Origin of the sequence: Sphingopyxis yananensis (genome assembly GCF_020687785.1) — a bacterium.
GTDB lineage: Bacteria > Pseudomonadota > Alphaproteobacteria > Sphingomonadales > Sphingomonadaceae > Sphingopyxis > Sphingopyxis yananensis.
Genome location: NZ_JAJEWI010000005.1, coordinates 237,226 through 260,807, shown reverse-complemented (window position 1 = coordinate 260,807; position 23,582 = coordinate 237,226). Strand labels below are relative to the sequence as shown.

At 58.0% G+C, this 23,582-nt stretch carries 23 protein-coding genes; 10 read left to right on the top strand and 13 right to left on the bottom strand.

The features are described 5' to 3' along the window. Positions 1-65: 65 nt before the first annotated feature. Entirely contained in the window at positions 66-989 is a 924-nt protein-coding gene (locus tag LKO31_RS03770) for an ABC transporter ATP-binding protein (protein WP_227688731.1), read from the bottom strand. 117 nt (positions 990-1,106) lie between these two features. Between LKO31_RS03770 and LKO31_RS03765 the strand changes: the two genes are divergently transcribed. The 7 genes from LKO31_RS03765 (at position 1,107) to LKO31_RS03735 (ending at position 7,128) form a co-directional block, all read left to right on the top strand. Continuing rightward, positions 1,107-1,313 carry a zinc-finger domain-containing protein gene (locus tag LKO31_RS03765; protein ID WP_407699241.1) on the top strand — a complete coding sequence of 69 codons (207 nt, stop codon included), beginning with the start codon at positions 1,107-1,109 and terminating at the stop codon, positions 1,311-1,313. 126 nt (positions 1,314-1,439) lie between these two features. After that, positions 1,440-2,882, top strand: a complete 1,443-nt coding sequence (tldD, locus tag LKO31_RS03760; RefSeq protein ID WP_227688730.1) for a metalloprotease TldD — start codon at positions 1,440-1,442, stop codon at positions 2,880-2,882. A 151-nt stretch (positions 2,883-3,033) separates the two neighbouring features. Continuing rightward, entirely contained in the window at positions 3,034-3,435 is a 402-nt protein-coding gene (locus tag LKO31_RS03755) for a hypothetical protein (protein ID WP_227688729.1), read from the top strand. 13 nt (positions 3,436-3,448) lie between these two features. Continuing rightward, complete coding sequence (locus tag LKO31_RS03750; protein WP_227688728.1) at positions 3,449-4,054, top strand: DUF924 family protein; 606 nt, start codon at positions 3,449-3,451, stop codon at positions 4,052-4,054. Positions 4,055-4,386: 332 nt separating this feature from the next. Continuing rightward, a complete protein-coding gene (locus LKO31_RS03745) occupies positions 4,387-5,112 on the top strand; it encodes an endonuclease/exonuclease/phosphatase family protein (protein WP_227688727.1) in 726 nt (241 codons plus the stop codon). A 261-nt stretch (positions 5,113-5,373) separates the two neighbouring features. Continuing rightward, positions 5,374-5,712 (top strand): P-II family nitrogen regulator, encoded by a 339-nt coding sequence (locus LKO31_RS03740; RefSeq protein WP_227688726.1) that lies wholly within the window; start codon positions 5,374-5,376, stop codon positions 5,710-5,712. Positions 5,713-5,799: 87 nt separating this feature from the next. Further along, positions 5,800-7,128, top strand: coding sequence for an ammonium transporter (locus LKO31_RS03735; protein WP_407699251.1), 1,329 nt, complete (start codon positions 5,800-5,802; stop codon positions 7,126-7,128). A gap of 619 nt (positions 7,129-7,747) precedes the next feature. Here LKO31_RS03735 and LKO31_RS03730 read toward each other — a convergent pair. From LKO31_RS03730 to LKO31_RS03715, 4 genes are all read right to left on the bottom strand, one after another. Further along, complete coding sequence (locus LKO31_RS03730; protein ID WP_227688725.1) at positions 7,748-9,334, bottom strand: GMC family oxidoreductase; 1,587 nt, start codon at positions 9,332-9,334, stop codon at positions 7,748-7,750. A 155-nt stretch (positions 9,335-9,489) separates the two neighbouring features. Then, positions 9,490-10,458, bottom strand: coding sequence for a sterol desaturase family protein (locus LKO31_RS03725; RefSeq protein WP_227689566.1), 969 nt, complete (start codon positions 10,456-10,458; stop codon positions 9,490-9,492). Between the two features lie 81 nt (positions 10,459-10,539). Further along, a complete protein-coding gene (locus tag LKO31_RS03720; RefSeq protein ID WP_227688724.1) occupies positions 10,540-11,025 on the bottom strand; it encodes a hypothetical protein in 486 nt (161 codons plus the stop codon). Then, on the bottom strand, positions 11,022-11,456 hold the full coding sequence (locus LKO31_RS03715; RefSeq protein ID WP_227688723.1) for a TIGR01244 family sulfur transferase: 435 nt from the start codon (positions 11,454-11,456) through the stop codon (positions 11,022-11,024). The genes LKO31_RS03720 and LKO31_RS03715 overlap by 4 nt, the downstream gene beginning before the upstream one ends. Before the next feature lie 214 nt (positions 11,457-11,670). On the opposite strand from LKO31_RS03715, the gene LKO31_RS03710 reads away from it, so the two are divergent. Beyond that, positions 11,671-13,731: a spermine/spermidine synthase domain-containing protein gene (locus tag LKO31_RS03710; RefSeq protein ID WP_227688722.1), complete on the top strand. Its 2,061-nt coding sequence runs from the start codon at positions 11,671-11,673 to the stop codon at positions 13,729-13,731. Positions 13,732-13,782: 51 nt separating this feature from the next. Here the strand turns inward: LKO31_RS03710 and recQ are convergent, their stop codons facing one another. From recQ to LKO31_RS03685, 5 genes are all read right to left on the bottom strand, one after another. Next, positions 13,783-15,555 (bottom strand): DNA helicase RecQ, encoded by a 1,773-nt coding sequence (gene recQ / locus LKO31_RS03705; protein WP_227688721.1) that lies wholly within the window; start codon positions 15,553-15,555, stop codon positions 13,783-13,785. Between the two features lie 41 nt (positions 15,556-15,596). Beyond that, the gene (locus LKO31_RS03700) at positions 15,597-17,411 is read right to left on the bottom strand and encodes an ABCB family ABC transporter ATP-binding protein/permease (protein ID WP_227688720.1); all 1,815 of its coding nucleotides are present in this window, start codon (positions 17,409-17,411) and stop codon (positions 15,597-15,599) included. Between the two features lie 198 nt (positions 17,412-17,609). Next, positions 17,610-18,098: an LptA/OstA family protein gene (locus LKO31_RS03695; protein WP_227689565.1), complete on the bottom strand. Its 489-nt coding sequence runs from the start codon at positions 18,096-18,098 to the stop codon at positions 17,610-17,612. Between the two features lie 125 nt (positions 18,099-18,223). Beyond that, positions 18,224-18,862, bottom strand: coding sequence for an LPS export ABC transporter periplasmic protein LptC (lptC, locus tag LKO31_RS03690; protein WP_227688719.1), 639 nt, complete (start codon positions 18,860-18,862; stop codon positions 18,224-18,226). 11 nt (positions 18,863-18,873) lie between these two features. Then, a complete protein-coding gene (locus LKO31_RS03685) occupies positions 18,874-19,491 on the bottom strand; it encodes a ribonuclease D (protein ID WP_227688718.1) in 618 nt (205 codons plus the stop codon). A gap of 285 nt (positions 19,492-19,776) precedes the next feature. Here LKO31_RS03685 and LKO31_RS15065 point away from each other — a divergent pair, with 285 nt between their 5' ends. After that, positions 19,777-20,604: a cold-shock protein gene (locus tag LKO31_RS15065; RefSeq protein ID WP_320443476.1), complete on the top strand. Its 828-nt coding sequence runs from the start codon at positions 19,777-19,779 to the stop codon at positions 20,602-20,604. 270 nt (positions 20,605-20,874) lie between these two features. Here LKO31_RS15065 and LKO31_RS03670 read toward each other — a convergent pair whose 3' ends face one another. The 3 genes from LKO31_RS03670 to LKO31_RS03660 all read right to left on the bottom strand — a co-directional run bounded on the left by LKO31_RS03670 (position 20,875) and on the right by LKO31_RS03660 (position 22,862). Beyond that, positions 20,875-21,336, bottom strand: a complete 462-nt coding sequence (locus LKO31_RS03670) for a Dps family protein (protein ID WP_227688717.1) — start codon at positions 21,334-21,336, stop codon at positions 20,875-20,877. A gap of 310 nt (positions 21,337-21,646) precedes the next feature. Continuing rightward, positions 21,647-21,997, bottom strand: a complete 351-nt coding sequence (locus LKO31_RS03665; protein WP_227688716.1) for a hypothetical protein — start codon at positions 21,995-21,997, stop codon at positions 21,647-21,649. Between the two features lie 121 nt (positions 21,998-22,118). Then, positions 22,119-22,862, bottom strand: coding sequence for a GGDEF domain-containing protein (locus LKO31_RS03660; protein ID WP_227689563.1), 744 nt, complete (start codon positions 22,860-22,862; stop codon positions 22,119-22,121). 209 nt (positions 22,863-23,071) lie between these two features. On the opposite strand from LKO31_RS03660, the gene purE reads away from it, so the two are divergent. Further along, the gene (gene purE / locus LKO31_RS03655) at positions 23,072-23,578 is read left to right on the top strand and encodes a 5-(carboxyamino)imidazole ribonucleotide mutase (protein WP_227688715.1); all 507 of its coding nucleotides are present in this window, start codon (positions 23,072-23,074) and stop codon (positions 23,576-23,578) included. Positions 23,579-23,582 lie beyond the last annotated feature (4 nt).

The window sequence follows — 23,582 nt, the reverse complement described above, 5'->3', positions numbered from 1 at the left end:
CAGCGCGGCCTTTTGGCCGTCCTATCCCTTATGCATGCCCAACTTCTTATGCACGCCCAAACCTCTTAAGAACGGGCAGCCCGCGTTAAATTCAAAAACACATCTTCCAAATCCGCCTCGCGGGTGGACACATCAACAATCCCCAACCCCAGCGCGCCCACCGCCGCCAACACATCGCCCGCATTGGCGCGGTCTTTATTATAACTAATGGCCAGCATCCGCTCCCCTTCCCGCTCGACTTTATCAAAGGCAGGGTGGCTGGGCAGCACGGTGACATCTTGATCCAGCGTCACGACGACAATTTTTTCCCGCGCCATATCCACCAATTCGCGGGTCGGCTTATTCGCAATCAGCTTGCCTTGGTTGATAATCGCAATGCGGTCGCACAATTGCTCGGCTTCTTCCAAATAATGGGTGGTCAGCACGACGGTGACACCGCGATCATTCAAGCTGACAACATATTCCCATAATTGCTGGCGCAGCTCGATATCCACGCCAGCTGTTGGTTCATCCAACACAATGATCGGCGGCGAATGGACCATCGCTTTGGCCACCAACAACCGCCGCTTCATACCGCCCGACAGGGTGCGAGCATAAGCGTCGCGCTTATCCGCCAAATGCACCGCCGCCAGCAACTCGTCTGACATGCGCTGATTCTTGGGCACGCCATAAAAGCCCGCCTGATTCTCCAACGTCTCAAAGGGCGTGAAAAATGGGTCAAAGACGATTTCCTGCGGCACAATACCAATGCTATTTTTGGCATTGCGCGGATTCTCGTCGATATCGAATCCCCAAATGCTGGCGCGCCCGCTGCTTTTGTTCACCAGCCCCGCCAAAATATTGATCAGGGTGGATTTCCCAGCACCATTGGGGCCGAGCAGCCCAAAAATCTGCCCGCGCGGAACATCAAAACTCACATGATCAAGGGCCTGTTTCCCACCTTTATACAGTTTGGAAACTCCCTCGATGCGGATTGCAGCATCAGTCATATTCATTCCATAGCCCTGCTTGACCCATCATCGCCAGATGAAAAAGCAGCGCCGCGCTTTCCCATGGCATCACGCATCGGATTGCGAAGCCTATCGCGCCTTGCTATGGGCGCGGTTATGACCAGCAACAGCGCACCCCAGCCCGAAACCATCCGCACCACCAAAAGCCGTATCGCTTGTGACGGTACGGGCGACGGCTTGGCCAATGCCGCGCTCGGCCATCCACGCGTCTGGTTGGAAATTGACCCCGACCAAGGCTATGCGGATTGCGGCTATTGCGACCGCCGCTTCATCTTGGCGGGCGGCGTGGCCGATCAGGCCTAAACAAGCCTCACCCTTTGGTTTTTCCTAATCAAGGCGCGGTTCGTCCCGCGCCTTTTTGCTGTCCGGCACATTGGCGCGGCCCATCCGCCTCTTTCCGTCTGGCTCGCTTGCGCCTATATCCGCACCATGACCCAATTTTCCGATCCCCGTAATTTTCTCTACCGCGCCGATGCACTGGACCCAGATCTCGCGCAAAAGCTGGCCAAAGAAGCGCTCGCCCGCGCCGATGACGGGGAAATTTATCTGCAATATCGCGCCACCGAAAGCTTTGGCTTCGATGATGGCCGATTGAAAACCGCCGATTATTCTACCGATGCGGGCTTTGGCCTGCGCGCCGTATCTGGCGAAATGACCGGCTTTGCTCACGCCAGCGACATCAGCGCCCCCGCCATTCGCCGCGCCGCCGAAACGCTGGCCCTGCTCGACCCTGCCAAGGGCGCCCACGCCGCCCCGCCCCAGCACACCAACCAACGCCTCTATGACGAAGCCAATCCGCTCGACCTCGTCCCCTTCGCGAAAAAAGCGGCGCTGTGCCAAGAAATCGACGCCGCCGCCCGCGCCCGCGATCCGCGTATTAAACAAGTATCGGTCGCCTTGGCGGGTAGTTGGTCCGTCGTCGAAATCGTCCGCGCGGATGGTTTCTTGGCCACCGACATCCGCCCCCTCGTGCGCCTCAATGTCTCCATCGTGGTCGAAGAAAATGGCCGCCGCGAGTCCGGCTATTTCGGCCTTGGTGGCCGCTATATGTACGACCATCTGTTCGAACCCGAACAATGGAACCGCGCCATTGACGAAGCGCTTGCACAGGCCCTCACCAATCTTCGTGCCGTCGATGCCCCTGCTGGCGAAATGACCGTGCTGCTCGGCCCAGGCTGGCCCGGCGTGCTGCTGCACGAAGCGGTCGGCCACGGCCTTGAAGGCGACTTTAACCGCAAGGGCACCAGTGCCTTTTCTGGCCGCATCGGCCAGCGCGTCGCTGCCGAAGGCGTCACCGTGGTCGATGATGGCAGCCTCGGCAGCCCCATCGGCGGTGGCCGTCGCGGCTCGCTCAGCATCGACGACGAAGGCACGCCAACCGGCGAAACCGTGCTGATCGAAGACGGCATTTTGAAATGCTATATGCAGGACCGCCTCAACGCCCGCCTGATGGGCGTGGAACCCACGGGCAATGGCCGCCGCGAAAGCTTCGCCCACGCCCCCATGCCCCGCATGACCAACACCTTTATGCGCGGCGGGAATGATGATCCGGCTGAACTATTGTCGCGTGTCAAAAACGGCATCTTCGCCAAAAGCTTCGGCGGCGGACAAGTCGACATTGTGTCGGGCAAATTCGTCTTCAGCTGCACCGAAGCCTATAAAATTGAAAATGGCAAAATCGGCGATCCCATCAAGGGCGCGACCCTGATCGGCGACGGACCCAGCGTGCTGACCAAGGTCATGGGCATCGGCAATGATATGGCGATTGACGAGGGGATCGGCGTCTGCGGCAAGGGCGGACAAAGCGTTCCTGCGGGCGTCGGCCAGCCCACTTTGCTGGTCGCGGGCCTCACGGTTGGTGGCACGGCTTGATTTTGGTTGGCCTCATCCTCAAATAAACTGTTGCCATAATATAACGCAGTCCTGTTGTTCCTGAACGAAATGTAAATATTCAGCTAAGCTTTCGTTCACAGGACTCCGTTATACTAGTGTCAACAGAACAAGATGGAAGGAGTTGTTCAACATGTTCCGTTCCGTAACAATGGCGCTATGCGGTGCCGCAATGCTCGCTGCTGTTCCCATGACAGCGACCGCCGCTCCCAAACAGACGCCCGAACAAAAGCTGGAAAAAATCCTCGAAGGCCGGGTGGCGGGTGAACCGACGAACTGTATTTCGATGAACAGCGTCACCAACACCCAGATCATCGACAAAACCGCCATCGTTTATCATGCGGGCCGCACCATCTGGGTCAATCGACCCACCTCTGGCGCCAGCAGCTTGAATGACAGCGATACCATGGTCACCAAGACAGTCGGCAGCCAGCTTTGCAGCATCGACACAGTGCAACTTGTTGATCCGGGTACGCGTTCTTGGCGTGGGTTCGTCAGCCTTGGCGAATTTGTCCCTTACCGCAAAGCAGAGTGATAAAGGCTAGCCGATGATGTTGAGCGATTATGATGATGATAATGATCAAGATACGGACGTAAATCCCCTGCCGCCGCCCAATGATTGGGCGCAGCAATTATTGGATTTTTGGTTCCGCGATCATAATCGCTCCCATTGGTTTGGCGGCGGCCCCGCCTTTGACGACGAACTGGCCGCGCTGGCCGCTTCATGGTGGCCAGCCTTGCGCAGCCTGCCCGCTCAATCCTTTTTGACCGACCCTGACACAGCCTTGGCAGCGATTATTTTGTTCGACCAACTGCCCCGCAACCTGTTTCGGGGCAGCGCCCAGGCCTTTGCCAGCGACGAACTCGCCGTCGCCATTGCGCGCGGCGTCACCGACCATGGCTGGGACCAGTCATGGGACAAGGACCGCCGACTCTTTGCCTATCTGCCGTTCGAACATAGCGAAGATATGGACGATCAGCGGGAATCCCTGCGCCTCGTCGCGCAATTGGACGATCCCGAGCTGTTCGAATTCGCGCAAAAACATTTCGACATTGTCGAAAAATTTGGCCGCTTCCCCCACCGCAACCAAGCGCTGGGCCGCAAAAGCCGCCCTGACGAAGCCGCCGCCATTGAAATGGGCAAAAACTGGTAACAATGGTGGCCTATGTTCCGGCTACCCCATGTGGCTGGACGCCGGTCCAGCCCGCATCCCCATCCCCATGCCGCTCCGCACGCCGCATACATGCCCAATAACGCCCCAATGAAATATTATTTGCTTACATTCCAATATTATAAAAAACGTCTCCAAAAATTTCCGCCCACCGCCACGACCGCCATCTTGAAACTACGCCCCCCGCCACCATCTTCTATTTGTCAGACGCAGCGAGTGCATTGGTTCTCCCCTCCCCCATCGCCTCCTATCTGCGTCTGACCCTTCCCCCCATTCTCCACTGGCCGCTTTCGACAAACGACAAGACACCCTCTATGCCAGATTTTTCGACATTGCCGACCACGCCCACCCTCAAAGTCGCCAGCTATAATATGCGCAAGGGCATTGGCCTCGACCGCCGCCGCGATCCCGCGCGGGTGCTTGGCGTCTTGAACGAAATCAGCGCCGATATTGTCGCTCTCCAAGAAGCAGACCGCCGCTTTGGTACCCGCGCCAGCGCCATCCCCACCGAAATGTTGGCCAGCGACAGCGACTATGTCCCCGTCTCGCTCGACAATCGCCCCCTCAGCCTTGGCTGGCACGGCAACGCTCTGCTGGTCCGTAGGGGCGTCGAGGTTGAGGAAAGCCATATGCTGCGCATCCCAACGCTGGAACCGCGCGGCGCCGTGGCAGCCACACTCAACCTATTCGGCACCCGCGTGCGGGTTGTGGGCATGCATCTCGACATTTCGGGTATTCGCCGCCGCCACCAAGCCCGCGCCATTTTGGCGCATCTCGACGCTGGCGAAGATCTGCCGACCATTTTGATGGGCGACATGAACGAATGGCGTCCCATGGCGGGCTGCCTCAATGATTTCTCCACCCAGCACCCCGTGGTGGACACCGGCCAAAGCTTTCCCTCACGCCGCCCCTTGGCGCGCCTCGACCGCATCTTTGCCTCGCCCAGCCTCACCGCGCTGGACAGCGGTGTGCATCACAGCCCCTTGGCCGCCCGCGCGTCGGACCATCTCCCCATCTGGGCGACCTTCCGCGCCGAATAAGGGCGGCGCATCGCCCAACATCCACCACCGCGCCCATCCCAAATCCACCGCGCCCTCCAACGTTGCGGTGCCCAAAGCGATATCTGCCTAATTTTTAGGCATAGCGCCCGAATGGCTGCCCTATTTTCAACCGCAGCACGGCACGCTTTGTCCAAATTTCCATAAAATTCGGTGTTTCCTCGCCCCTCCCGTCAATTGGCACGGCCATTGCACTGCGTCCTCCACAGCATGCCACGGGATGCGACAAAAGAAGGGGATCATATGAAGCTGATCATAGCCATCATTAAACCGTTCAAGCTCGACGAAGCGCGCGAAGCGGTCACCGCATTGGGCATCGCCGGTATGACGGTCAGCGAAGTCAAAGGCTTTGGCCGACAAAAAGGCCAGACCGAAATTTATCGCGGCGCCGAATATGCCACCAACATGGTCCCCAAGGTCAAAATCGAACTGGTCTGCGACGATAATTTGGCCCCCCGCATCGTGGAGGCCCTGCAACATAGCGCCAACACCGGCTCCATCGGGGATGGGAAAATCTTTGTCCTTGATGTGGCGCAGGCGGTGCGGATCCGCACCGGCGAAACCGATGATGCAGCACTTTAACAGCGAAAGGGGGAACATATGACGATATCCACATCATTGGCTAAAGCGCGGGGGGCGCGGGACGTCCTCGGCCTCATGCCGTCCAGCCTGTCCATCCCTGCTCGCCTGTCTGGCGGCATCGCCGCCACCGTGCTCGGCCTGTTCGCAGCATCCCCATCATGGGCGCAAGAGCAAGTGGCCGAAGCCTTGGCCGCCGAACAACCCGTTTTGAACAGCGGCGACACGGCTTGGATGCTCACCTCCACCCTGTTGGTCCTGCTCATGATCATTCCGGGCCTTGCCCTGTTTTACGGCGGACTCGTCCGCTCGAAAAACATGCTTTCGGTTCTCACCCACACGCTGGCCGTCACCTGTGTCGCCATGCTCATCTGGGTCTGCTGGGGCTATTCGCTGGCATTCAGCGGCGAAGGCGCTTTCATCGGCAATCTCGACAAAGCCTTTCTGGCGGGCGTCACGCCGGACAGCCTCTCCGGCACTATTCCCGAATATGTGTTCATCAGCTTCCAAATGACCTTCGCCGCCATCACCGGCGCGCTAATCGTCGGGTCGCTGGCCGAACGGATCAAATTCACCAGCCTGATGATCTTCACCGTCATCTGGCTCACCATCGTCTATTTCCCCATGGCCCATATGGTCTGGTCGGCTGGCGGCGTATTTTTTGAAATGGGCGCCCTCGACTTTGCTGGCGGCACCGTGGTTCACATCAACGCCGGTATTTCGGGCTTGGTTGGCTGCCTCATCCTTGGCAAGCGTATTGGCTATCTCAAAGAAGCTCTGCCGCCGCACTCGCTCGTCATGACCCTGATCGGCACCGGTTTGCTGTGGGTGGGTTGGTTTGGCTTTAACGCCGGCTCGGCGCTGGGTGCCAATGGCACAGCGGGCCTCGCCATGCTCAACACGCTGGTTGCCACGGCTGCAGGCGGCATCGCATGGCTCGTCGCAGAAAAAGCCAGCGGGCATAAATCCAGCCTGCTCGGTGGCTGCTCCGGTGTCATCGCGGGCCTTGTTGCCATCACCCCTGCGGCGGCCAATGCTGGCCCATTTGGTGCTATCCTTCTGGGTGCGATCGCGTCGGTCATCGCCTTTTGGTTCGTCACCTCGCTCAAGGCCAAATTGGGCTTTGACGACACCGCCGATGTTTTCGGCATCCACGGCGTAGCCGGCATCATCGGCTCGCTTGGTGTGGCGATCACTTACGCCCCTGCATTCGGCGGCCCTGGCGATGCCGACTATGCCATCGCGTCCCAGCTTGGCACCCAATTGCTCGCAACCGGCGTTGCCATCGCATGGGCCGCCATCGGCTCGGCCATCGCCTTCAGCATCGCCAAAGCGGTCAACGGACTGCGTGTCAGCGAAGACGTCGAACGCGAAGGGCTCGACCTCGGCGAACATGGCGAGCGTGCCTACAACCACTAAGCATGGCGGGGCCGGCATCGGTCGAAGCGAACCGGCCCCAACCATGGCTTCATGAGACAAAAATTGGGGCAGGCCGAATCAAATTCCAGATTTGGCTCCCCCCTCCACAGGTTCCTCCTGCGAACCACTGGGCCGGTGTTCTCACCGGCCCCTTTTTATGCTCGGCAAAGCCCTGAAATTGCTGCGCAACAAAGGCGCAAAAACGCAAAATCACGAAGATGCAAATTCCCTCTTTTCAAGCTCAGATTAATGTGTCATTCATTGTTCAACAAGTTTCAGGAGGGGAGAGCCTGAAAGGCTGGGTCGGAACGAAAGTTCCGACCCTCTTTTTTTGCCTTATGCCTTTTACGCCCTGCAATATCTGGCAAAAACAGGCGCTTTTCCGCGCCTCTCCATCCCCACCTTCCGCCACGCCGCATCCTCATTCTTGGGCCTAATCCGCCGCTTCATTCGACCTTCGCCCATCGACGAATCTTGCTCATCGCCTGCCAGTTCTCTGTTTTTCGATGGCGTGCAACCGCGCATAAAAAAGCGGCGCGGCCATGGCGAACCTTGGCCGCGCAGACTTAAAAATTTTACCAAAAATTGATGCGCCTCGCCGCGCACCATTTTATACTTTTTACGCTAGGGCAGCCTTCACAAAATCCGCCGCCCGCTCGCCAATCATGATGCTGGGGGCATTGGTATTGCCCGACACCAAACGCGGCATGATGCTGGCATCCGCCACCCACAATCCATCCACGCCATTCACCTTCAATGTCGGGTCGACCACCGCGTCGGCATCACTGCCCATGCGGCATGTTCCCACGGGGTGATAAACGGTATCGGCTCTGTCACGGATCATCGCATCCAGGGCCGCATCATTGTCATAATCCACCACATGCCGGTCCACCCCCGCAAAATCCGCCAAGGGCGACACGGCGCGAATCCGCTCAATCAAGCGAACACCGGCACGCAGCACAGCCATATCGCGGTCATCATCCAGAAAATTGGGATCAATCAATGGCGCTACGGCGGCATCAGCCGACGCCAAGCGCACCGTGCCACGGCTTTCGGGCCGCAAAACACAGGCATGAACCGAAAAACCATGGCCCTTCAACTTGGTGCGCCCATGATCTTCCAACATGGCGGGCACAAAATGAAATTGCACATCTGGCGCGGGCGCATCGGCATGGGATTTCCAAAACCCACCCGATTCCGCAAAGGGCGTGGTCATAATGCCGGTGCGCTTCAAGCGATGCTGCAACACCGCCCCCGCCATCCGCAACGTTCCCGCCAAGCTGCTGCCAAAAAACCCGTTCCACGGGCTTTCATAGCTGGACACATAATCAATATGGTCCTGCAAATCGCTACCCACCGCAGCACGGTCCACCTGTACGCTCACGCCATGCTGCGCCAAATGCTCGGCAGGCCCAATGCCCGACAGCATCAATATTTGCGGGCTGTTAAACGCCCCCGCCGCCAACACCACAGCGCCGCTGGCCCGCACCTGTTCCTGCTGACCGCCCCGGCGAATCTGCACCCCCACGGCGCGCCCATTTTCAATGATGATTTTTTCAACCAACGCATCGGTGCGAATGTCGAAATTCCCCTTGCCGCGTAGCGGCTCCACATAAGCCCGCGCTGCCGACCAGCGTTCACCGGCCTTTTGCGTCACCTGAAACAGGCCAAATCCGCTATTGTCCGGCTTGTTAAAATCGTCCGTCAACTGCAACTGCAACTGCGCTGCCGCCTCCACAAAGGCGCGGCTGCCCGCATTGGGCCACCGCTGGTCCATGACATTCAGCGGCCCATCCGCGCCATGCCATTCATTGCCGCCGCGCTCATTGCCCTCTGACCGCTTAAAATAGGGCAAAACATCCGCATAGCTCCACCCATGCGCGCCCAATTCAGCCCAATGGTCATAATCATATTGATGCCCGCGAATATAGATCATGGCGTTAATCGCGCTCGACCCGCCCAGCCCGCGCCCGCGCGGCTGATATCCCACACGGCCATTCAGCCCCTTTTGCGGCACCGTTTCGTAACGATAATTGGATGCATCGGGAATGAAGGGCATGAAACCGGGCGTTTTCACGCGAAAATTATCATTGCTACCGCCCGCTTCAATCAAACAGACGCGGCGGCGACCATCCTCCGCCAAACGCCCTGCGGCCGCGCTGCCACCGCTGCCCCCACCAATGACGATCACGTCAAATTGATCCACCCACTCTCTCCCGACCATTAGATTTTATTTCGATACTAACCCTATTGTCATTAGCGTGACTGGCAAGCAGAAAAACCGCGGCACAATGCAATTGATGACAGGTCCCGACGCCTTGCTCTGCACCGCCATCCCCCGCACCTCTCGACGGCCCGCCGCTATGACGTCGCAGCGCCCGCCCTGTCACGCGCCCCCTCGGCACCCTGCTCCACCACTGCTCCATCATGCGCCCCGTCACGCGTCGCACCCTGACGCGCCCGCGCCTGTATCATCGCGCTGGTGGCACGGCTGCCATCATGGCTCCAACCCGGCTCTTTCCATATATAGCCCAGCTTGTGCCGCCATGGCGCGGCCCACACATCTTGCGCTATCCCCACCCATTCATGCACCGCCGCCCACAACAGGTGAAAACTCCCCAACTGCCGCACCAATCCATATCGCACAGGGTCATCCGCACGCTCTGGCACAAAGGTGCCAAACATCCGGTCCCACACAATGAATACGCCCGCATAATTGCTGTCCAAATAGCGGGGGTTGACGCCATGATGCACACGGTGGTGCGACGGCGTATTCATCACCGCCTCAAACCAGCTCGGCATTTTCCCGATCATCTCGGTATGAATCCAAAATTGGTAAATCAGGTTCAGCGCCCCGCAAAACAGCACCATTTCCACCGGAAAAATCAGAAATAACGGCAAGCGGAACAGGAAGGACAGGCTGACAAACCCTGTCCATGTTTGCCGCAGCGCGGTGGACAAATTATAATGTTGGCTGCTGTGATGAATGACATGCGACGCCCAAAACCAGCGCACACGGTGCGCGCTGCGGTGAAAGGCATAATAAGCCAAATCATCCAGCACAAAACAGGCGATCCACGCCCACCAATAGGTGCGAAAATCCAGCCCAATATCCAATAATCGAAATTGCGCGGCCCACATCGCCATCGCCAGCACAGCCGCGCCCGTCATCGCACCGGCCACTTGGCTGCCCACCCCCAGCATCAACGAAACCCATGTATCGCGCGCTTCATATCGTTCAGGGTGCCGCCGCGCCGCGACCAATATCTCCGCCAACAACAAAGCGATAAACGCCGGAATGGCGTATAAAATGGGGTCAACCAAGCGCATGTCCATCACCGCGCCGCCCTGCATCCATTGGGAATCAACCGCCGCCGTCGCCGTCGCAGCAGCCGCCGCGCCGGTCCGCCATCAAGCGGCCCGCTCGCCCTCGCTCTCTCCCTCAACCTCCACACTGTCCGCAGCATCGGCCTCAATCCGCCTCCAGCGACCCTTGCTCGGCACCAAATCGCGCATCCTCGCGGCCCAAACGCTGGCTTGCTTGCCCAATTGCAACGCCACAGGCCCAAAGCGCCGCTCCGGCACGGTCAGGATCAGAAAGTTTTTATCCAGCCTGATGGTGACACGGCTGTCAATAGCACGCGCCGCAAAATGATTGCCATGGGCGCGGATCACCATCATCCGCCGCTCGCCATTGCGCACCAGCGCGGAATATCCCGCACGGTCCCGCGCCACATCCACGCCGCCAAAGCCCGCCTCAGCCTCTTCGGCCAAGCGCAGCGCATGGGCTTCGTCCGCGATGCGCGGTTCCAGCCCCAATTTCAATTTCTTAACCAGCCATGCAATGCCGCTGACCGCCGCCAGTGACACCCCCGCCTGCACCAGCACCCCCATCATTTCGGCCCCGCAAGTGCCTCCATCATCGGATATAGACCGGACAGATCATATCCCCCCTTGGACGCCGCATTGGCGATGCCGTCCAAATCATCCCCCGCCCGCGCACGGGCCAGCGCCCATAAATGCGTTGATCGCGTCCCCGACCGGCAATAGCCCAGCACCGGCCCCGTCGCGCTGGCGAACAGCTTGTCAAAAGCATCCAATTGCGCGTGGCTAAAGCCGCTATGGCTAATCGGCACCGCGGCATAAGCCATGCCCACAGCGGCACAAGCCGCCGCCATAGCATCGCCTTGCGGCGCACTCGGCTCTTCGCCATCGGGCCGATTGTTGATAATCAAAGCAAAGCCTTGGTCCTTGGCCGCAGCCACATCATCCAAGCCAATCTGCGGCGCCACGCTATACGCGTCGGTCAAAGAACGAAATTCACTCATGCACTGAGATTAGACCTCGCGAGGATAGCACGCAAGCAAGAAGGCAAATCTAAGACGCATACCGACACCTCTTCCCTGCGAATGTTCCCCAACACTCAATTTAAATGAAAATATATAATAATATTACATCAACAAACCAATGCACATCCCCGCCAAAATTCGTATACATCCTCACAATTCCAAAAAGTAAGAAGACCGAGGGAGCCAGCGGGGGATGGAATTGCTACAAAATATAATAGATAGTCCGCTAGATTCCGGTGATGCCAAGCCTTCAAAAGGCTTGCCTATACCGTCTGACCGTTCGACGATTATACGCTTGATCGAAGCAGCAGCATTGATGCTCTTCCTCGAACTAGCGCTCATTCGTTGGCTCGGGTCAAATGTAGTACATCTATCGTATTTCTCTAATTTTGTTCTGCTAGGTTCGTTTCTCGGTATCGGTGCTGGTTTCTTAATCAGCCGAAAAAGCTGGTCAATTTGGCCCATCTCTTTACCACTTCTAACCATTTTAGTTGGCGGCATCCTCACCTTTCCTGTGTCAATCGAGCGTGCTGGCGATGATATTATTTATTTCACATCCCTCAAAGTTAGCGGCCCTCCCACATGGGTGGTCCTACCACTCGTTTTCACCCTCACAGCGGTCGTCCTAGCTGGCCCAGCGGAGTTGGTCGGCCGCTGCTTCGCAAAATTACCCCCCCTGACCGCCTATCGTTACGATCTCGTCGGCTCGTTGCTGGGTATTGTTGGCTTCACCGCTCTCAGTTTCTTGCAGGCCCCATCTATCGTCTGGGGCATCATCGCAGTCGTAATCTTCACGATCTTATCGGACGTGAAACGAAGAATCGTCTCGATGGCGTGGGGCGCAGCACTGGTGCTCATGCTAGGGATGGAGACGTTCACCCCAGGAGTAAGCTGGTCACCATATTACAAAATCACCACCTCAGCCGCCGAAGACGCCGGCTACAAGCTGACCCGAATTGATGCCAATGGTGTGCCACATCAACTCATGGCCCCCGCCCAGTGGAAAATGGAGCAGGGAGAACATATCTATGAAGCGCCTTATTTGCGCTTGCCCACGAACAAGCTCCAAGATGTCCTTATTATTGGGGCGGGATCAGGATCGGACGTCGCCATTGCCTTACGCAAAGGCGCGCAGAATATTGATGCCGTCGACATTGACCCTAGAATTATGGAAATTGGCGCCCAGTTTAATGTCGATCAACCCTATTCAGATCCACGGGTTCGACGCCACGTAAATGATGGACGTGCCTTTTTGGAAAGCACGGACAAAAAATATGATTTAATCCTTTTCGCGCTACCGGACTCTCTTACTCTTGTCAGTGGCGCATCCCAGATACGGCTTGAATCTTTTCTGTTCACTGAAGAAGCTATGGCTTCCGTTCGCCGACGGCTAAAGCCGCATGGCGCCTTCGCTATGTATAATTATTACCGCGAAAATTGGCTCATTGATCGCTTGGCAAGAACGACATCTAGCGCCTTTGGGCACATGCCTTGCCTCGACACTTTTGCTGGCGCTCAGGCGGTCATCAGCATTGCCGTCGATGCTAATGATCAAAATTGTTCTTCAGTTCCGACACATTCCACGGGCATCCGTGTCCCTCCCGCGAATGACAATGCGCCATTCCTCTATTTTCGTGGTGACACCTTCCCGCCTTTTTACACAATCACGCTGGTTTCCATCCTTACCCTAACCTTTTTGACGGTGCGCTTATTAGGCGGCCCAATCAGCCATATGCGCCCATATTGGGATTTGTTTTTCATGGGCGCAGCGTTTCTGCTGCTCGAAACAAAAAATGTTGCAACATTCGCTCTGCTATTTGGTACAACTTGGCTAGTAAATGCGTTGGTCTTCGGCGGCGTATTGCTAATCGTATTGGCGGCGGTGGAAACCACACGCCGTTTTCGCACGCCATCTCTACCCGTCATATTCTCAGCCATCATCGCATCTTTACTTCTAGCATGGCTAATCAGACCAGAATGGCTATTGCCACTTCCTTTCCTTCCGCGCCTGATCGCCGCGACGTTACTCGCTTTCCTGCCAATCTATCTGGCTAACATAGCCTTCGCCAAACGCTTCGAAAACGCTGGGGATTCACGTTCGGCTTTTGCAATCAATTTGATGGGAACAATCGTCGGTGGATGCCTCGAATATTCAGCCCTTTTAACCGGATATAATAATCTTCTCCTGTTAACAGGCTTGCTATATTTGATTGCCTTTATCCTTGTCCCCAAGGCGCACGGACGAGCGATTTAGGATCACCGCTCTTGGCGGTGTCTGCTCCTTGCCACCGCCAAGACACTCCCCTCAACCCGCCGCAATAACCGCCAAAAACTCCTCCCCCCAAGCTTCCAGCTTCTTCGCCCCCACCCCAGGAATGCGCGCCATCTCGTGCAATGTCGATGGCCGTTCATTGGCCATCGCGCGCAACGCCGCATCATGGAAAATCACATAAGGCGGCACACCCGCCTCCGCCGCCAATTCGCGCCGCCGCGCCCGCAGCGCGTCAAACAATGGATCGCCCACAGGGTTCGCGGCCGATGCCGTCCACCCCTCGCGCTTGGTGCGGCGCAGCGGCGGCTCCGCCATTAGCACCGGCTTCTCGCCCTTCAATATGGGCCGCGCCGCCGTGCCCAACATCAACCCGCCATGCTCGGTCGTCGCCAGCGCATCCCGCGCCACAAGGCTGCGCACCAGCGGCTTGATCATCCGCGCTTCATAGCTGCCAACAATGCCGAACACCGACAATTTATCATGCCCGCGCGCCGTCACCCGCTCGTCCGCCTTGCCCAACAACACTTGCTCAATATGCCCCGCGCCATAGCTCTGGCCGGTACGATACACCGCCGACAACAGCTTTTGCGCCAACACACTGGCGTCAATCTGGCGCGGCGGCTCCAAACAAATGTCGCAATTGCCGCACGTGTCGGCGGGCTGCTCGCCAAAATGCCGCAGCAACAAAGCGCGCCGACATTCCACCGTCTCCACCAACGCCGCCAGCGCCTCCAACCGCGCCCGCTCACTGGCGATACGCGCTTCGGGCAATTCTGCCAGCCGCATCCGCGCCCGCGCAAAATCCTCCGCGCCCCACAGCATCAGCGCCTCCGCAGGGTCGCCATCACGCCCCCCGCGCCCCGTTTCTTGATAATAGCCTTCAATGCTTTTCGGCAGCCCCGCATGGGCCACAAAGCGCACATCCGGTTTATCAATCCCCATGCCAAAGGCGACGGTGGCGGTCACAATGCCATCTTCGCTGGCGACAAATTCGCTCTGCACCCGCGCCCGCACCTCGGGCGACAAGCCTGCATGATAGGCCGCGACCTTGCGCCCCGTCATCTCTGCCAATTGCACCGCCAGCTTTTCCGCTCCCGTGCGCGTCGGCGTATAAACAATCCCCGCCCCGGGGTTTTCCTCGATAAACTCCTTTAATTGCCGCGCCATCCCCACCCGCGGACGAATGGCATAACGAATATTGGCGCGATCAAAGCCCGCCAATATCAACCCATCCGGCTCTATCCCCAACTGCCGCAAAATATCATCGCGGGTATGCCGATCCGCCGTCGCGGTCAGCGCCAAGCGCGGCACATCGCCAAAATGATCCAGCAAAGGCCGCAGCAAGCGGTAATCAGGCCGAAAATCATGCCCCCATTCAGACACACAATGCGCCTCATCAATGGCAAATAACGCGGGCGGATTGCTTTCCAACAATCCCCGAAAACTATCCCCCGTCGCCCGCTCCGGCGCGACATATAGCAAATCCAGCGCGCCATCGCGGTACGCCTGCCGCGTCTCGGCCTGATCCATATCGGCGCTGGTCAGGCTCGCCGCCCGTATCCCCGCCGCCCGCGCCCCGCGCAACTGGTCGTGCATCAACGCAATCAGCGGCGACACTACAATCACACAGCCGTTGAGCGCCACGGCAGGCAGCTGATAAGTCAGCGATTTCCCTGCCCCCGTCGGCATCACCGCCAGCGTGTTCTGCCCTGCCATCACACGGCCCACCACCTCCGCCTGACGCCCGCGAAAAGCATCATAACCAAAGGTGGATTTTAACAGCGGCAGCAAAGCATCAGCAGACATGCAACGGCTCATAGGGGGGATGCCCGCCCAGCGAAAGGCGCTTAATCCGTCCCTTCTTCCTTCTCCGCCTGTTGCCGCGCCCACATGTCGGCATAAAGGCCCTGCATCGCCAACAATTGCTCATGCGTGCCCGTTTCCGCCACGCGGCCCTTTTCCAGCACGATAATCCGGTCGGCATGGGTCACGGTCGACAAGCGGTGGGCAATCACCAAGGTCGTGCGCCGCTGGCTAATCCGCTCTAGCGTGTCCTGAATCGCCGCTTCCGTGCGGCTATCCAGCGCGCTGGTCGCCTCGTCTAAAATCAGCACCGGCGGATTCTTCAACAAGGTTCGCGCAATCGCCACCCGCTGCTTTTCCCCGCCCGACAGCTTCAGCCCACGTTCCCCCACCTGCGTTTCATAACCTGCCGGCAAACCTTCAATAAAGCCATCAATCGCCGCGCCCTTGGCCGCTTCCACCACCTCGGTCGCTTCCGCGCCCTCGCGGCCATAGGCGATATTATATCCAATGCTGTCGTTAAACAGCACCGTATCCTGCGGCACGATACCAATCGCCCCGCGCAAACTGCTCTGCGTCACAGCGCGAATATCCTGCCCATCAATCAAGATGCGCCCGCCCGTCGGGTCATAAAAACGGAACAACAAGCGTGCGATGGTCGACTTGCCCGCCCCCGACGGCCCCACAATCGCCAATGTCTGCCCCGCCTCCACCGCAAAGCTCACGCCGTCCAATATGGTGCGGTCCTTATCATAACCAAAGCGGACATTTTCGAACGTCACGCTGCCGCCCGCCACCCGCAAAGCCGCCGCGCCGGTCATATCCTGAATCTCGGGCTTGCTATCAATCAGGCGGAACATCGCCTCCATATCAATCACGCCTTGGCGGATCATCCGATACACCATGCCCAGCATGTCCAGCGGGCGGAACAATTGCGCCAACAAGGTGTTAACCAGCACTACATCGCCCGTCTGAAACTGCCCTTTCGACCAGCCCCACACGGTATATCCCATCGCCGCCGCCATCGCGCCATTGGTAATCAGGCTCTGCCCAATATTCAGCCACGCCAGACTATTTTCGCTCTTGATCGCGGCGCGTGCATAACGGTCCGCCACATCGCGGTAACGGGCGGCTTCCCGCTCCTCCGCGCTAAAATATTTGACGGTTTCATAATTCAGCAAAGAGTCCACGCTCCGCCCCACGGTCAGCGTGTCCAGATCATTCATCTGCATCCGCAGCGCGTTGCGCCAATCGGTGATTTTCCGCGTAAAGATGATATAGATAATCACCATCAGCGCGGTCATGCTGGCCAGCCCAAAGCTGAACTTCATCCAGAAAATAATCAGCACCGCTGCCAATTCAATAATCGTCGGCGCGATGTTGAACAGCAGGAAATAGAGCATCGTATCAATGCTTTTGGTCCCGCGCTCAATCACCTTGGTCACTTCGCCGGTGCGCCGCGCCAAATGGAACCGCAGGCTCAGGCTATGCAAATGGGTAAAGGTCTGCACCGCCAGTTCGCGGGTCGCGTCCTGCCCCACCCGCTCAAACACCACATTGCGCAAATTGTCGAACAACACACCAAAGAAGCGCGCACTGGCATAAGCGACCACCAAGCCAATGGTCAGCGCCACACCCGCTTCCATCCCCGGCACCATGCGGTCAATCGCGGCGCCATAAACAAAGCCCATGCTCAACTGCACCGCCTTGGACAGCAGCACAATCAAGCCCGCGCCAACAATCCGCAGCTTATGCTCGCGCTGCCCAGCGGGCCATAAATAGGGTAAAAAGCGGCGCAGCGTCGGCCACAAAGCAGGCTCTTTCCCGCCCATGGCCGAACTATGATGATCGGGTGGCATGGGGCAGGCTCCTTCGCTGAACAGAAATTCGTTATATGTTATAAAATAGGCGGCTCAACCTGTCGGTCCGCCGCCTATCGCTCTATGGCATGTGCCTACATGGGCTCGTTATTCTCAGGCGCAAGGCCCCAAGCCCAAATAGCCTACCGTCATATGTCCTACCAGAAAATGCGGCCAACCTATGGCTGGGCCGCCGGTTTAATCGCGCTTGGGAACAGTAAAGGTGCCGGTCACACGGCCACCCGTCCCGCCCTGCACCGCATTGCCATCTGGCCCACGCCCTGCGCCCTTGCCGTCCACGGTCGCACGGCCGCTGTTCAGGTCAATCACCAAACGGCCACCGTTCAGATTATTACCCTGCTGGCGCAATTGCACATTGCCGACCATGGTGATCAGCTTGCGGTCCAAATCATAAATGGCAACATTGCCGCGCGCTTGTTCCGCGCCCTTGGTAACCGTCACGCCGCCAGTCGCATCCAAGCGGTTCACCGACGTCCCGCCTTCGCGGCTATAGGCCACGGTCATTCGCGGTGCGCGCACGGTCAACCCAGCTTGCTCCACCACAACATTGCCCGCCAACACCACGCGGTCGGCGCGGTCCTGCACTTCAATGCTGCTTGCGGCAAAATCGACGGGGGCGTTGCTATTATGATTGGCCAGTGCCTGTGCGTGGGCGCTATCGCCCATGCCATTGGCCAATATCGCGACGCTTGCCACGCCAAATCCCACCAAGCCCAAGGCCATGCTGCGCTTCGCGGCGCGGTGGCTCACGGCTGTGCCATTCTCGGCCCCACGCGGCGTCATCTTGCGGTTCATTTCAACACTCCTTGGTTGATCCGCAGCCGTGCGTTACCGGTCAGCTTGATCGTTCGTGCATCCAAATCGGCTTGCACTTCATTGGCGGAAAAACGCCCCACGTTCAACTGACCCTGAACACCACCGCGCCCAGCCATGCTGCGATTCTTCATATCAATGGCGACATTGGTCACGTCGATAATATAGCCCTCATTGGTGCGCAGCTGCACCAAGCCGGGCACCTCGACCTGCTCATTTTCCATATTATAGGCCCCGCTCTTGGCGGCCAAAGTCGCTGGACCGGTATCCAATTTGATCGCGGCCGACAAATCCTGCAACCGCACCACCGGTTCCGCCGAACTTTTCTGCACCGCGCTCCCCGCGATCAAGGCAAAGGGCTGACCCTTATTATCCTGCCCGCGATATTCGGCGCGGCTCACCTTCATCCGCTCCTTCGCCACCTCTACCTTATCCTTGGCCAGCAAAAAGCTAATCTCGCTGCGCTGGGTAAAGGGAGAAAACAGCAGAATCGCTGCAATCACGCCAATCAGCACCGGCAAAATCAGACGCAAAGACGCAATCAGCCGATCATATCCCGATCCGCTTCTCGCCATATTCTTGCGCTGTTGCCTCTGCCTCTCGGCGCGTTCCGACACAGTCTATTCCCTCAGCTATGGGCGAAAATATCTGTTTCCGGCCACCCTGCCAAATCCAGTGCCGCACGGGTCGGCAAAAAATCAAAACAAGCTTGGGCCAACTCCATACGGCCTTCCCGCACCAAACGCTCGTCCAATACGGCCTTCATGGCGTGCAAGAATCGCACGTCACTCGCGGCATAATCCTTTTGGGCGTCGGTCAGTTCCGCCGCACCCCAATAGCTGGACTGTTGCTGTTTGGACACATCTTGGCCCAATAATTCGCGGACCAATTCTTTCAACCCATGACGGTCCGTATAGGTTCGCACCAAGCGCGACGCGATTTTGGTGCAATAGACAGGGGCCGTCACCACGCCAAAGGCTTGCTGCATCGCCGCAATATCGAATCGGCCAAAATGGAACAGCTTCAATCGGGCAGGGTCGATCAAAATGGCCTTCAGCACCGGCGCATCAAATCGGCTATTCGGGCCGAAACGCACCAAATGCTCGTCCCCTTTTCCGTCGCTAATCTGCACAACGCACAGGCGATCGCGCAGCGGGTTCAGGCCCATCGTCTCGGTATCGATGGCCACAGGCCCGTCGGCAAGCACGCCTTCAGGCAGATCTTCTTCGTGGAAATATACGCTCATAGCCGATTGTCTTAGGGCAAGCCGACGCGCTGCTCAATGCTTCGCTGCGACAAATTCGGATATGATAGAAAACAGCCGCAGCCCCCTCGCTATGCCCTGCGACGAAGCGTGATTTATCCCTTGCTCAGCGGATGCATTTTCTATTCGCGTAACGCGGAGTAATAGTTTATATATTGTTTCCTTAGTGGCGTGGGCGAGTCCGCGTCCATGGCGAACTGCGTCTCCCGTCCGGCGCATATCGCCGGTCGAGTGGGGTGTGGACGTGCTGAAAGCGAATATTAGCCAATGAGTTTCAACAAAGATCGCCGTGGTCACCGTGGACGCCGCGGGCGCGATGATTTTGGTGGTGGTTTCGAAGGTGGTTTCGAACCTGCACCTTATGGCGGTGACAGCTATGGCGGTGGCCGTGGCGGTTTCGGCGGCGATGACCGTGGGGGCCGTGGCGGCTTCGGCGGCGGCGACCGTTTCGGCGGCGGCGGCGGCGGTGATCGCGGCGGCTTCGGCGGCGGCAATCGCGGCGGCGGCTTCGGCGGCGGTGATCGTGGCGGCTTCGGCGGCGGTCGTGGCGGCGGCATGCCCGCACAGGTTGTTGGTGAAGGCACCGGCACCGTAAAATTCTTCAACGCTGGCAAGGGCTTCGGCTTTGTTGCTCGCGATGACGGCGGCGAAGACGTATTCGTGCACATCAGCGCAGTCGAACAAATCGGCCTGACCGGTCTGGCTTCGGGTCAACCGCTGGGCTTCACCTTGGTGGAACGCAATGGCAAAATTTCGGCCATCGATCTCAAGATCGAAGGCGAACCCATGCCGGTCGAAGAATTCGCACCGCGCCGCGACGATCGCGGCCCGCGTGACGACGCCCCTCGCGGCGCACGTGGTCGCCGTCAACTGACCGGCGAACGCACTTCGGGTACCGTGAAATTCTTCAACGCGACCAAGGGCTTCGGCTTCATCGCACGCGATGACAACCAAGCAGACGCCTTCGTGCACATCAGCGCCGTTCAACGCGCTGGCATGACCGGCCTCGAAGAAGGCGACCGCGTCGCTTTCGATATCGAAGTCGATGATCGCGGCAAATTTGCTGCCGTCAACATCGAAGCTTCGGCTGACTAATCAGCCCAATAGGGCTTAAAAGATGGGGCCGCTTAGCGGCTCCATTTTTTTTACGCTTTATTTCCAGCCTCTTTCCAGCAACGCACCCCCATGGCGCTGGACTGCTAAATATCGATCATTTCGATCATTTCGACCATTTTCAGATGATAAAAAAGGGCGACCGGAAAACCCGTCGCCCTTTTTTATCATGGTTCCACCCGCACGGGGTCGCCTATCAGATCCGCGATGCGCGATTCCGCTTGATCACCCAAACTGGCAAGGCCGTGGCCATCATGCTGCGGTGGCTTCCAAAAACCAGATACGCTGCTCGGCTTCATCCACCCAGCCATCGACCAGACCGCTGGTCGCAATATCACCCTGCGCTTCCGCCGCCGCCTTGGCGACTCGCAGCTGCTCAACCAAAACACGGTTATCGGCAGCCAAATTGCGCACCATAGCCTCAGCGGTCACATTGGCGGCATCATCATCTTTAATCGTCTGACGGCGGGCAATATCGCCAATGGAACGCAGCGTCGCCGCGCTATTTTTGCGGACCCGTTCCGCGATCAAGTCGGTGCTGGCCATAATCTGCAAGGCCTGCTCATCGAACAACAAGTGCAAATCCCGAAAACGCGGGCCCGATACATGCCAATGATAGTTTTTGGTCTTCAAAAACAAGGCATAGCTATCCGCCAACACCGCATTCAGCGCATCCACCACCGAATATTCATTCTTGCCTTCATCATGGGCCATGTAAAATTCCTTTCCGCTCAATACCCTAATCTGACGCGCACCGCGCCGCAGGGCAAGCACAACCGCTCTTATGGCGGTCGTCGTGGTTAGACTGCTAATATAAGACCATTATTCCAATATGGCCCGTCATAAGCCTACATCACACAGATCGAAAAAATCGATCAAAACCATAATTACCCTGCAATGTTCGCATCAAACAAAGATGTTACGACCCAATATTTGGACCAAAGGCCGCAAGGCTTGCAAGCGAACAGGCCAGACCCGCCGCGCTCACTTTTCCGCCATCGCGGAATCATCAGGGTCCGTTCCGCTACACACCCAATCGCACCGCAACCAACGCCAACCAATGGTCAGCATGGCGATCACAGACCCCAAAATCTGGACTTGCTGCAGCATCAACCATGGCATCCAAATAAGCCAAGGCTACGCCCCTTCCCTCATTTGGCCCCAATTGCCGGATCATCTGCTGCGCCAAACAGGCCAGCAAAGCCAATCCCTGCTCCCCCGCTATGCGGTGCAAGTGCCCCGCCTCGGCCCGAATCTGCCGATGATTCATCCGCACCAAACGCGCCCGTAGCCGGCGAATCGGCTCGGCCATCCCGTGCCGGAACCCCAATTCTCCGCGCGGCGCGGCATAATGATCGACACAAGGCACAGGCATAGACCACCTCCTAATACCGCGCCAGATTCAGCGCGGGCACCAAAAGACTGACGGAAATTTATGAAATATCGCTTACATTCTCAGGCCCAAAAGCCCCAATATCCGCCAGAGCGGACATATTTCACGGCCGTTGATGGGCCCGCGCAATATGCTTCGACACATACATATCCCGATCGGCCTCTGCCAAAATGCTAACCCCGCTCTCCCCGCCGCGCAGCATCGCCACACCATAGCAGGCCGACAGACCAATAGCCTGTCCCTCAAACATCGCGGGCAAATCAGCCAAGGCCGCCTCAATGCATCGCACCCGCGCCCGCGCATCCTCTCGGTCCGCGCTCGCCAACAACAAACCAAATTCATCGCCGCCAATGCGTGCGGCCATATCCCCCGTCCCCAATTGGGCTTCCACCCGCGCCGCCACTTCGACCAACGCAAAATCCCCGGCTGCATGACCATAACGGTCATTAATGGCCTTCAACTGGTTCATATCCATAAACACCACGGCCCCACGTTCTTCGTGCGGCTGCAGCTTAACCAATTGTTTTTTAATGCAGGATAAAAAATGACGCCGATTGTACAGCGGCGTCAACGTATCGCGCTGCGCCACTCGTTCCAATTCCACCATGGCGGCGCGCAGCGCTCCATTTTCCTGTTGCAACTGTGAACATAGCTGACGTAGCGCAGCCAGTTCCTGCAACACCCCCGCCTCCCCTAATGCGGCCTCATCCAAAATCGCTGGTTCCTGCATCATCAATATGTCGTTCGGGGCACCCGCCTCCTGCTGGCTCATCGGGATGGCCGCCGCAGGCGCAGCATTTTGCTCGCCTCCCGCTCGCCTTTCCATGTCCAGCGTCACGCCGCCCATCACATCTTGCCCCCCAGCTGCCTAATGACACCCCTTATGCCATTACCACCCCACTTCCTAGCAAGGGGTAAATTAACCCATTTGCGGTTCATTTTGGCTGTATTTTATCCAACCACTTCCCAACATTGCCCGCGCGCCCACGAATCGCTAGGGGGGGACGATCATCACCGGCGGTGTGAATCGTCAGATCATCAGGGGTACAGGTCAATATGCAAGCCAACGCACCGCTCGTCGGCGTCATCATGGGCAGCCAATCCGATATGCCGACCATGGAGCATGCGGTTCAGATTCTCGAACTATTTGGCATTCCCCATGAAGTGCGCATTGTTTCTGCTCACCGCACCCCCGACCGCTTGGTCGAATATGCCAAAACGGCGGCGGATCGCGGCCTAAAAACCATCATCGCAGGCGCAGGCGGCGCGGCCCATCTCCCCGGCATGGTGGCGTCCATGACACGGCTTCCGGTGCTGGGCGTACCGGTACAAACCTCGACCCTCAGCGGTGTCGACAGCCTCTATTCCATTGTGCAAATGCCCGGCGGCGTCCCCGTCGCCACCTTTGCGATTGGCAAAGCCGGCGCGAAAAACGCTGGCCTCTTCGCCGCCGCCATGTTGGCCAATGAAAATCCCGCTATTGCTGACCATCTCAACGCATGGCGCAGCGCGCAAAGCGACAGCGTCGCCGTCATCCCCACCCGCGCTGCAATCGAAGGCTGAACAT

What these genes read in the sequence shown, in the direction of transcription:
- LKO31_RS03670 (WP_227688717.1), bottom strand. Translation starts at nt 21,336, where the DNA reads ATGGCCCATGATGAAGGCAAGAATGAATATTCGGTGGTGGATGCGCTG.
- LKO31_RS03700 (WP_227688720.1), bottom strand. Translation starts at nt 17,411, where the DNA reads ATGCCACCCGATCATCATAGTTCGGCCATGGGCGGGAAAGAGCCTGCT.
- LKO31_RS03755 (WP_227688729.1), top strand. Translation starts at nt 3,034, where the DNA reads ATGTTCCGTTCCGTAACAATGGCGCTATGCGGTGCCGCAATGCTCGCT.
- LKO31_RS03720 (WP_227688724.1), bottom strand. Translation starts at nt 11,025, where the DNA reads ATGATGGGGGTGCTGGTGCAGGCGGGGGTGTCACTGGCGGCGGTCAGC.
- LKO31_RS03685 (WP_227688718.1), bottom strand. Translation starts at nt 19,491, where the DNA reads ATGAGCGTATATTTCCACGAAGAAGATCTGCCTGAAGGCGTGCTTGCC.
- LKO31_RS03770 (WP_227688731.1), bottom strand. Translation starts at nt 989, where the DNA reads ATGACTGATGCTGCAATCCGCATCGAGGGAGTTTCCAAACTGTATAAA.
- LKO31_RS03745 (WP_227688727.1), top strand. Translation starts at nt 4,387, where the DNA reads ATGCCAGATTTTTCGACATTGCCGACCACGCCCACCCTCAAAGTCGCC.
- LKO31_RS03740 (WP_227688726.1), top strand. Translation starts at nt 5,374, where the DNA reads ATGAAGCTGATCATAGCCATCATTAAACCGTTCAAGCTCGACGAAGCG.
- tldD (WP_227688730.1), top strand. Translation starts at nt 1,440, where the DNA reads ATGACCCAATTTTCCGATCCCCGTAATTTTCTCTACCGCGCCGATGCA.
- purE (WP_227688715.1), top strand. Translation starts at nt 23,072, where the DNA reads ATGCAAGCCAACGCACCGCTCGTCGGCGTCATCATGGGCAGCCAATCC.
- LKO31_RS03715 (WP_227688723.1), bottom strand. Translation starts at nt 11,456, where the DNA reads ATGAGTGAATTTCGTTCTTTGACCGACGCGTATAGCGTGGCGCCGCAG.
- LKO31_RS03660 (WP_227689563.1), bottom strand. Translation starts at nt 22,862, where the DNA reads ATGGGCGGCGTGACGCTGGACATGGAAAGGCGAGCGGGAGGCGAGCAA.
- LKO31_RS03750 (WP_227688728.1), top strand. Translation starts at nt 3,449, where the DNA reads ATGATGTTGAGCGATTATGATGATGATAATGATCAAGATACGGACGTA.
- LKO31_RS03765 (WP_407699241.1), top strand. Translation starts at nt 1,107, where the DNA reads ATGACCAGCAACAGCGCACCCCAGCCCGAAACCATCCGCACCACCAAA.
- LKO31_RS15065 (WP_320443476.1), top strand. Translation starts at nt 19,777, where the DNA reads ATGAGTTTCAACAAAGATCGCCGTGGTCACCGTGGACGCCGCGGGCGC.
- LKO31_RS03725 (WP_227689566.1), bottom strand. Translation starts at nt 10,458, where the DNA reads ATGCGCTTGGTTGACCCCATTTTATACGCCATTCCGGCGTTTATCGCT.
- LKO31_RS03695 (WP_227689565.1), bottom strand. Translation starts at nt 18,098, where the DNA reads ATGGGCGATAGCGCCCACGCACAGGCACTGGCCAATCATAATAGCAAC.
- LKO31_RS03665 (WP_227688716.1), bottom strand. Translation starts at nt 21,997, where the DNA reads ATGCCTGTGCCTTGTGTCGATCATTATGCCGCGCCGCGCGGAGAATTG.
- recQ (WP_227688721.1), bottom strand. Translation starts at nt 15,555, where the DNA reads ATGTCTGCTGATGCTTTGCTGCCGCTGTTAAAATCCACCTTTGGTTAT.
- LKO31_RS03710 (WP_227688722.1), top strand. Translation starts at nt 11,671, where the DNA reads ATGGAATTGCTACAAAATATAATAGATAGTCCGCTAGATTCCGGTGAT.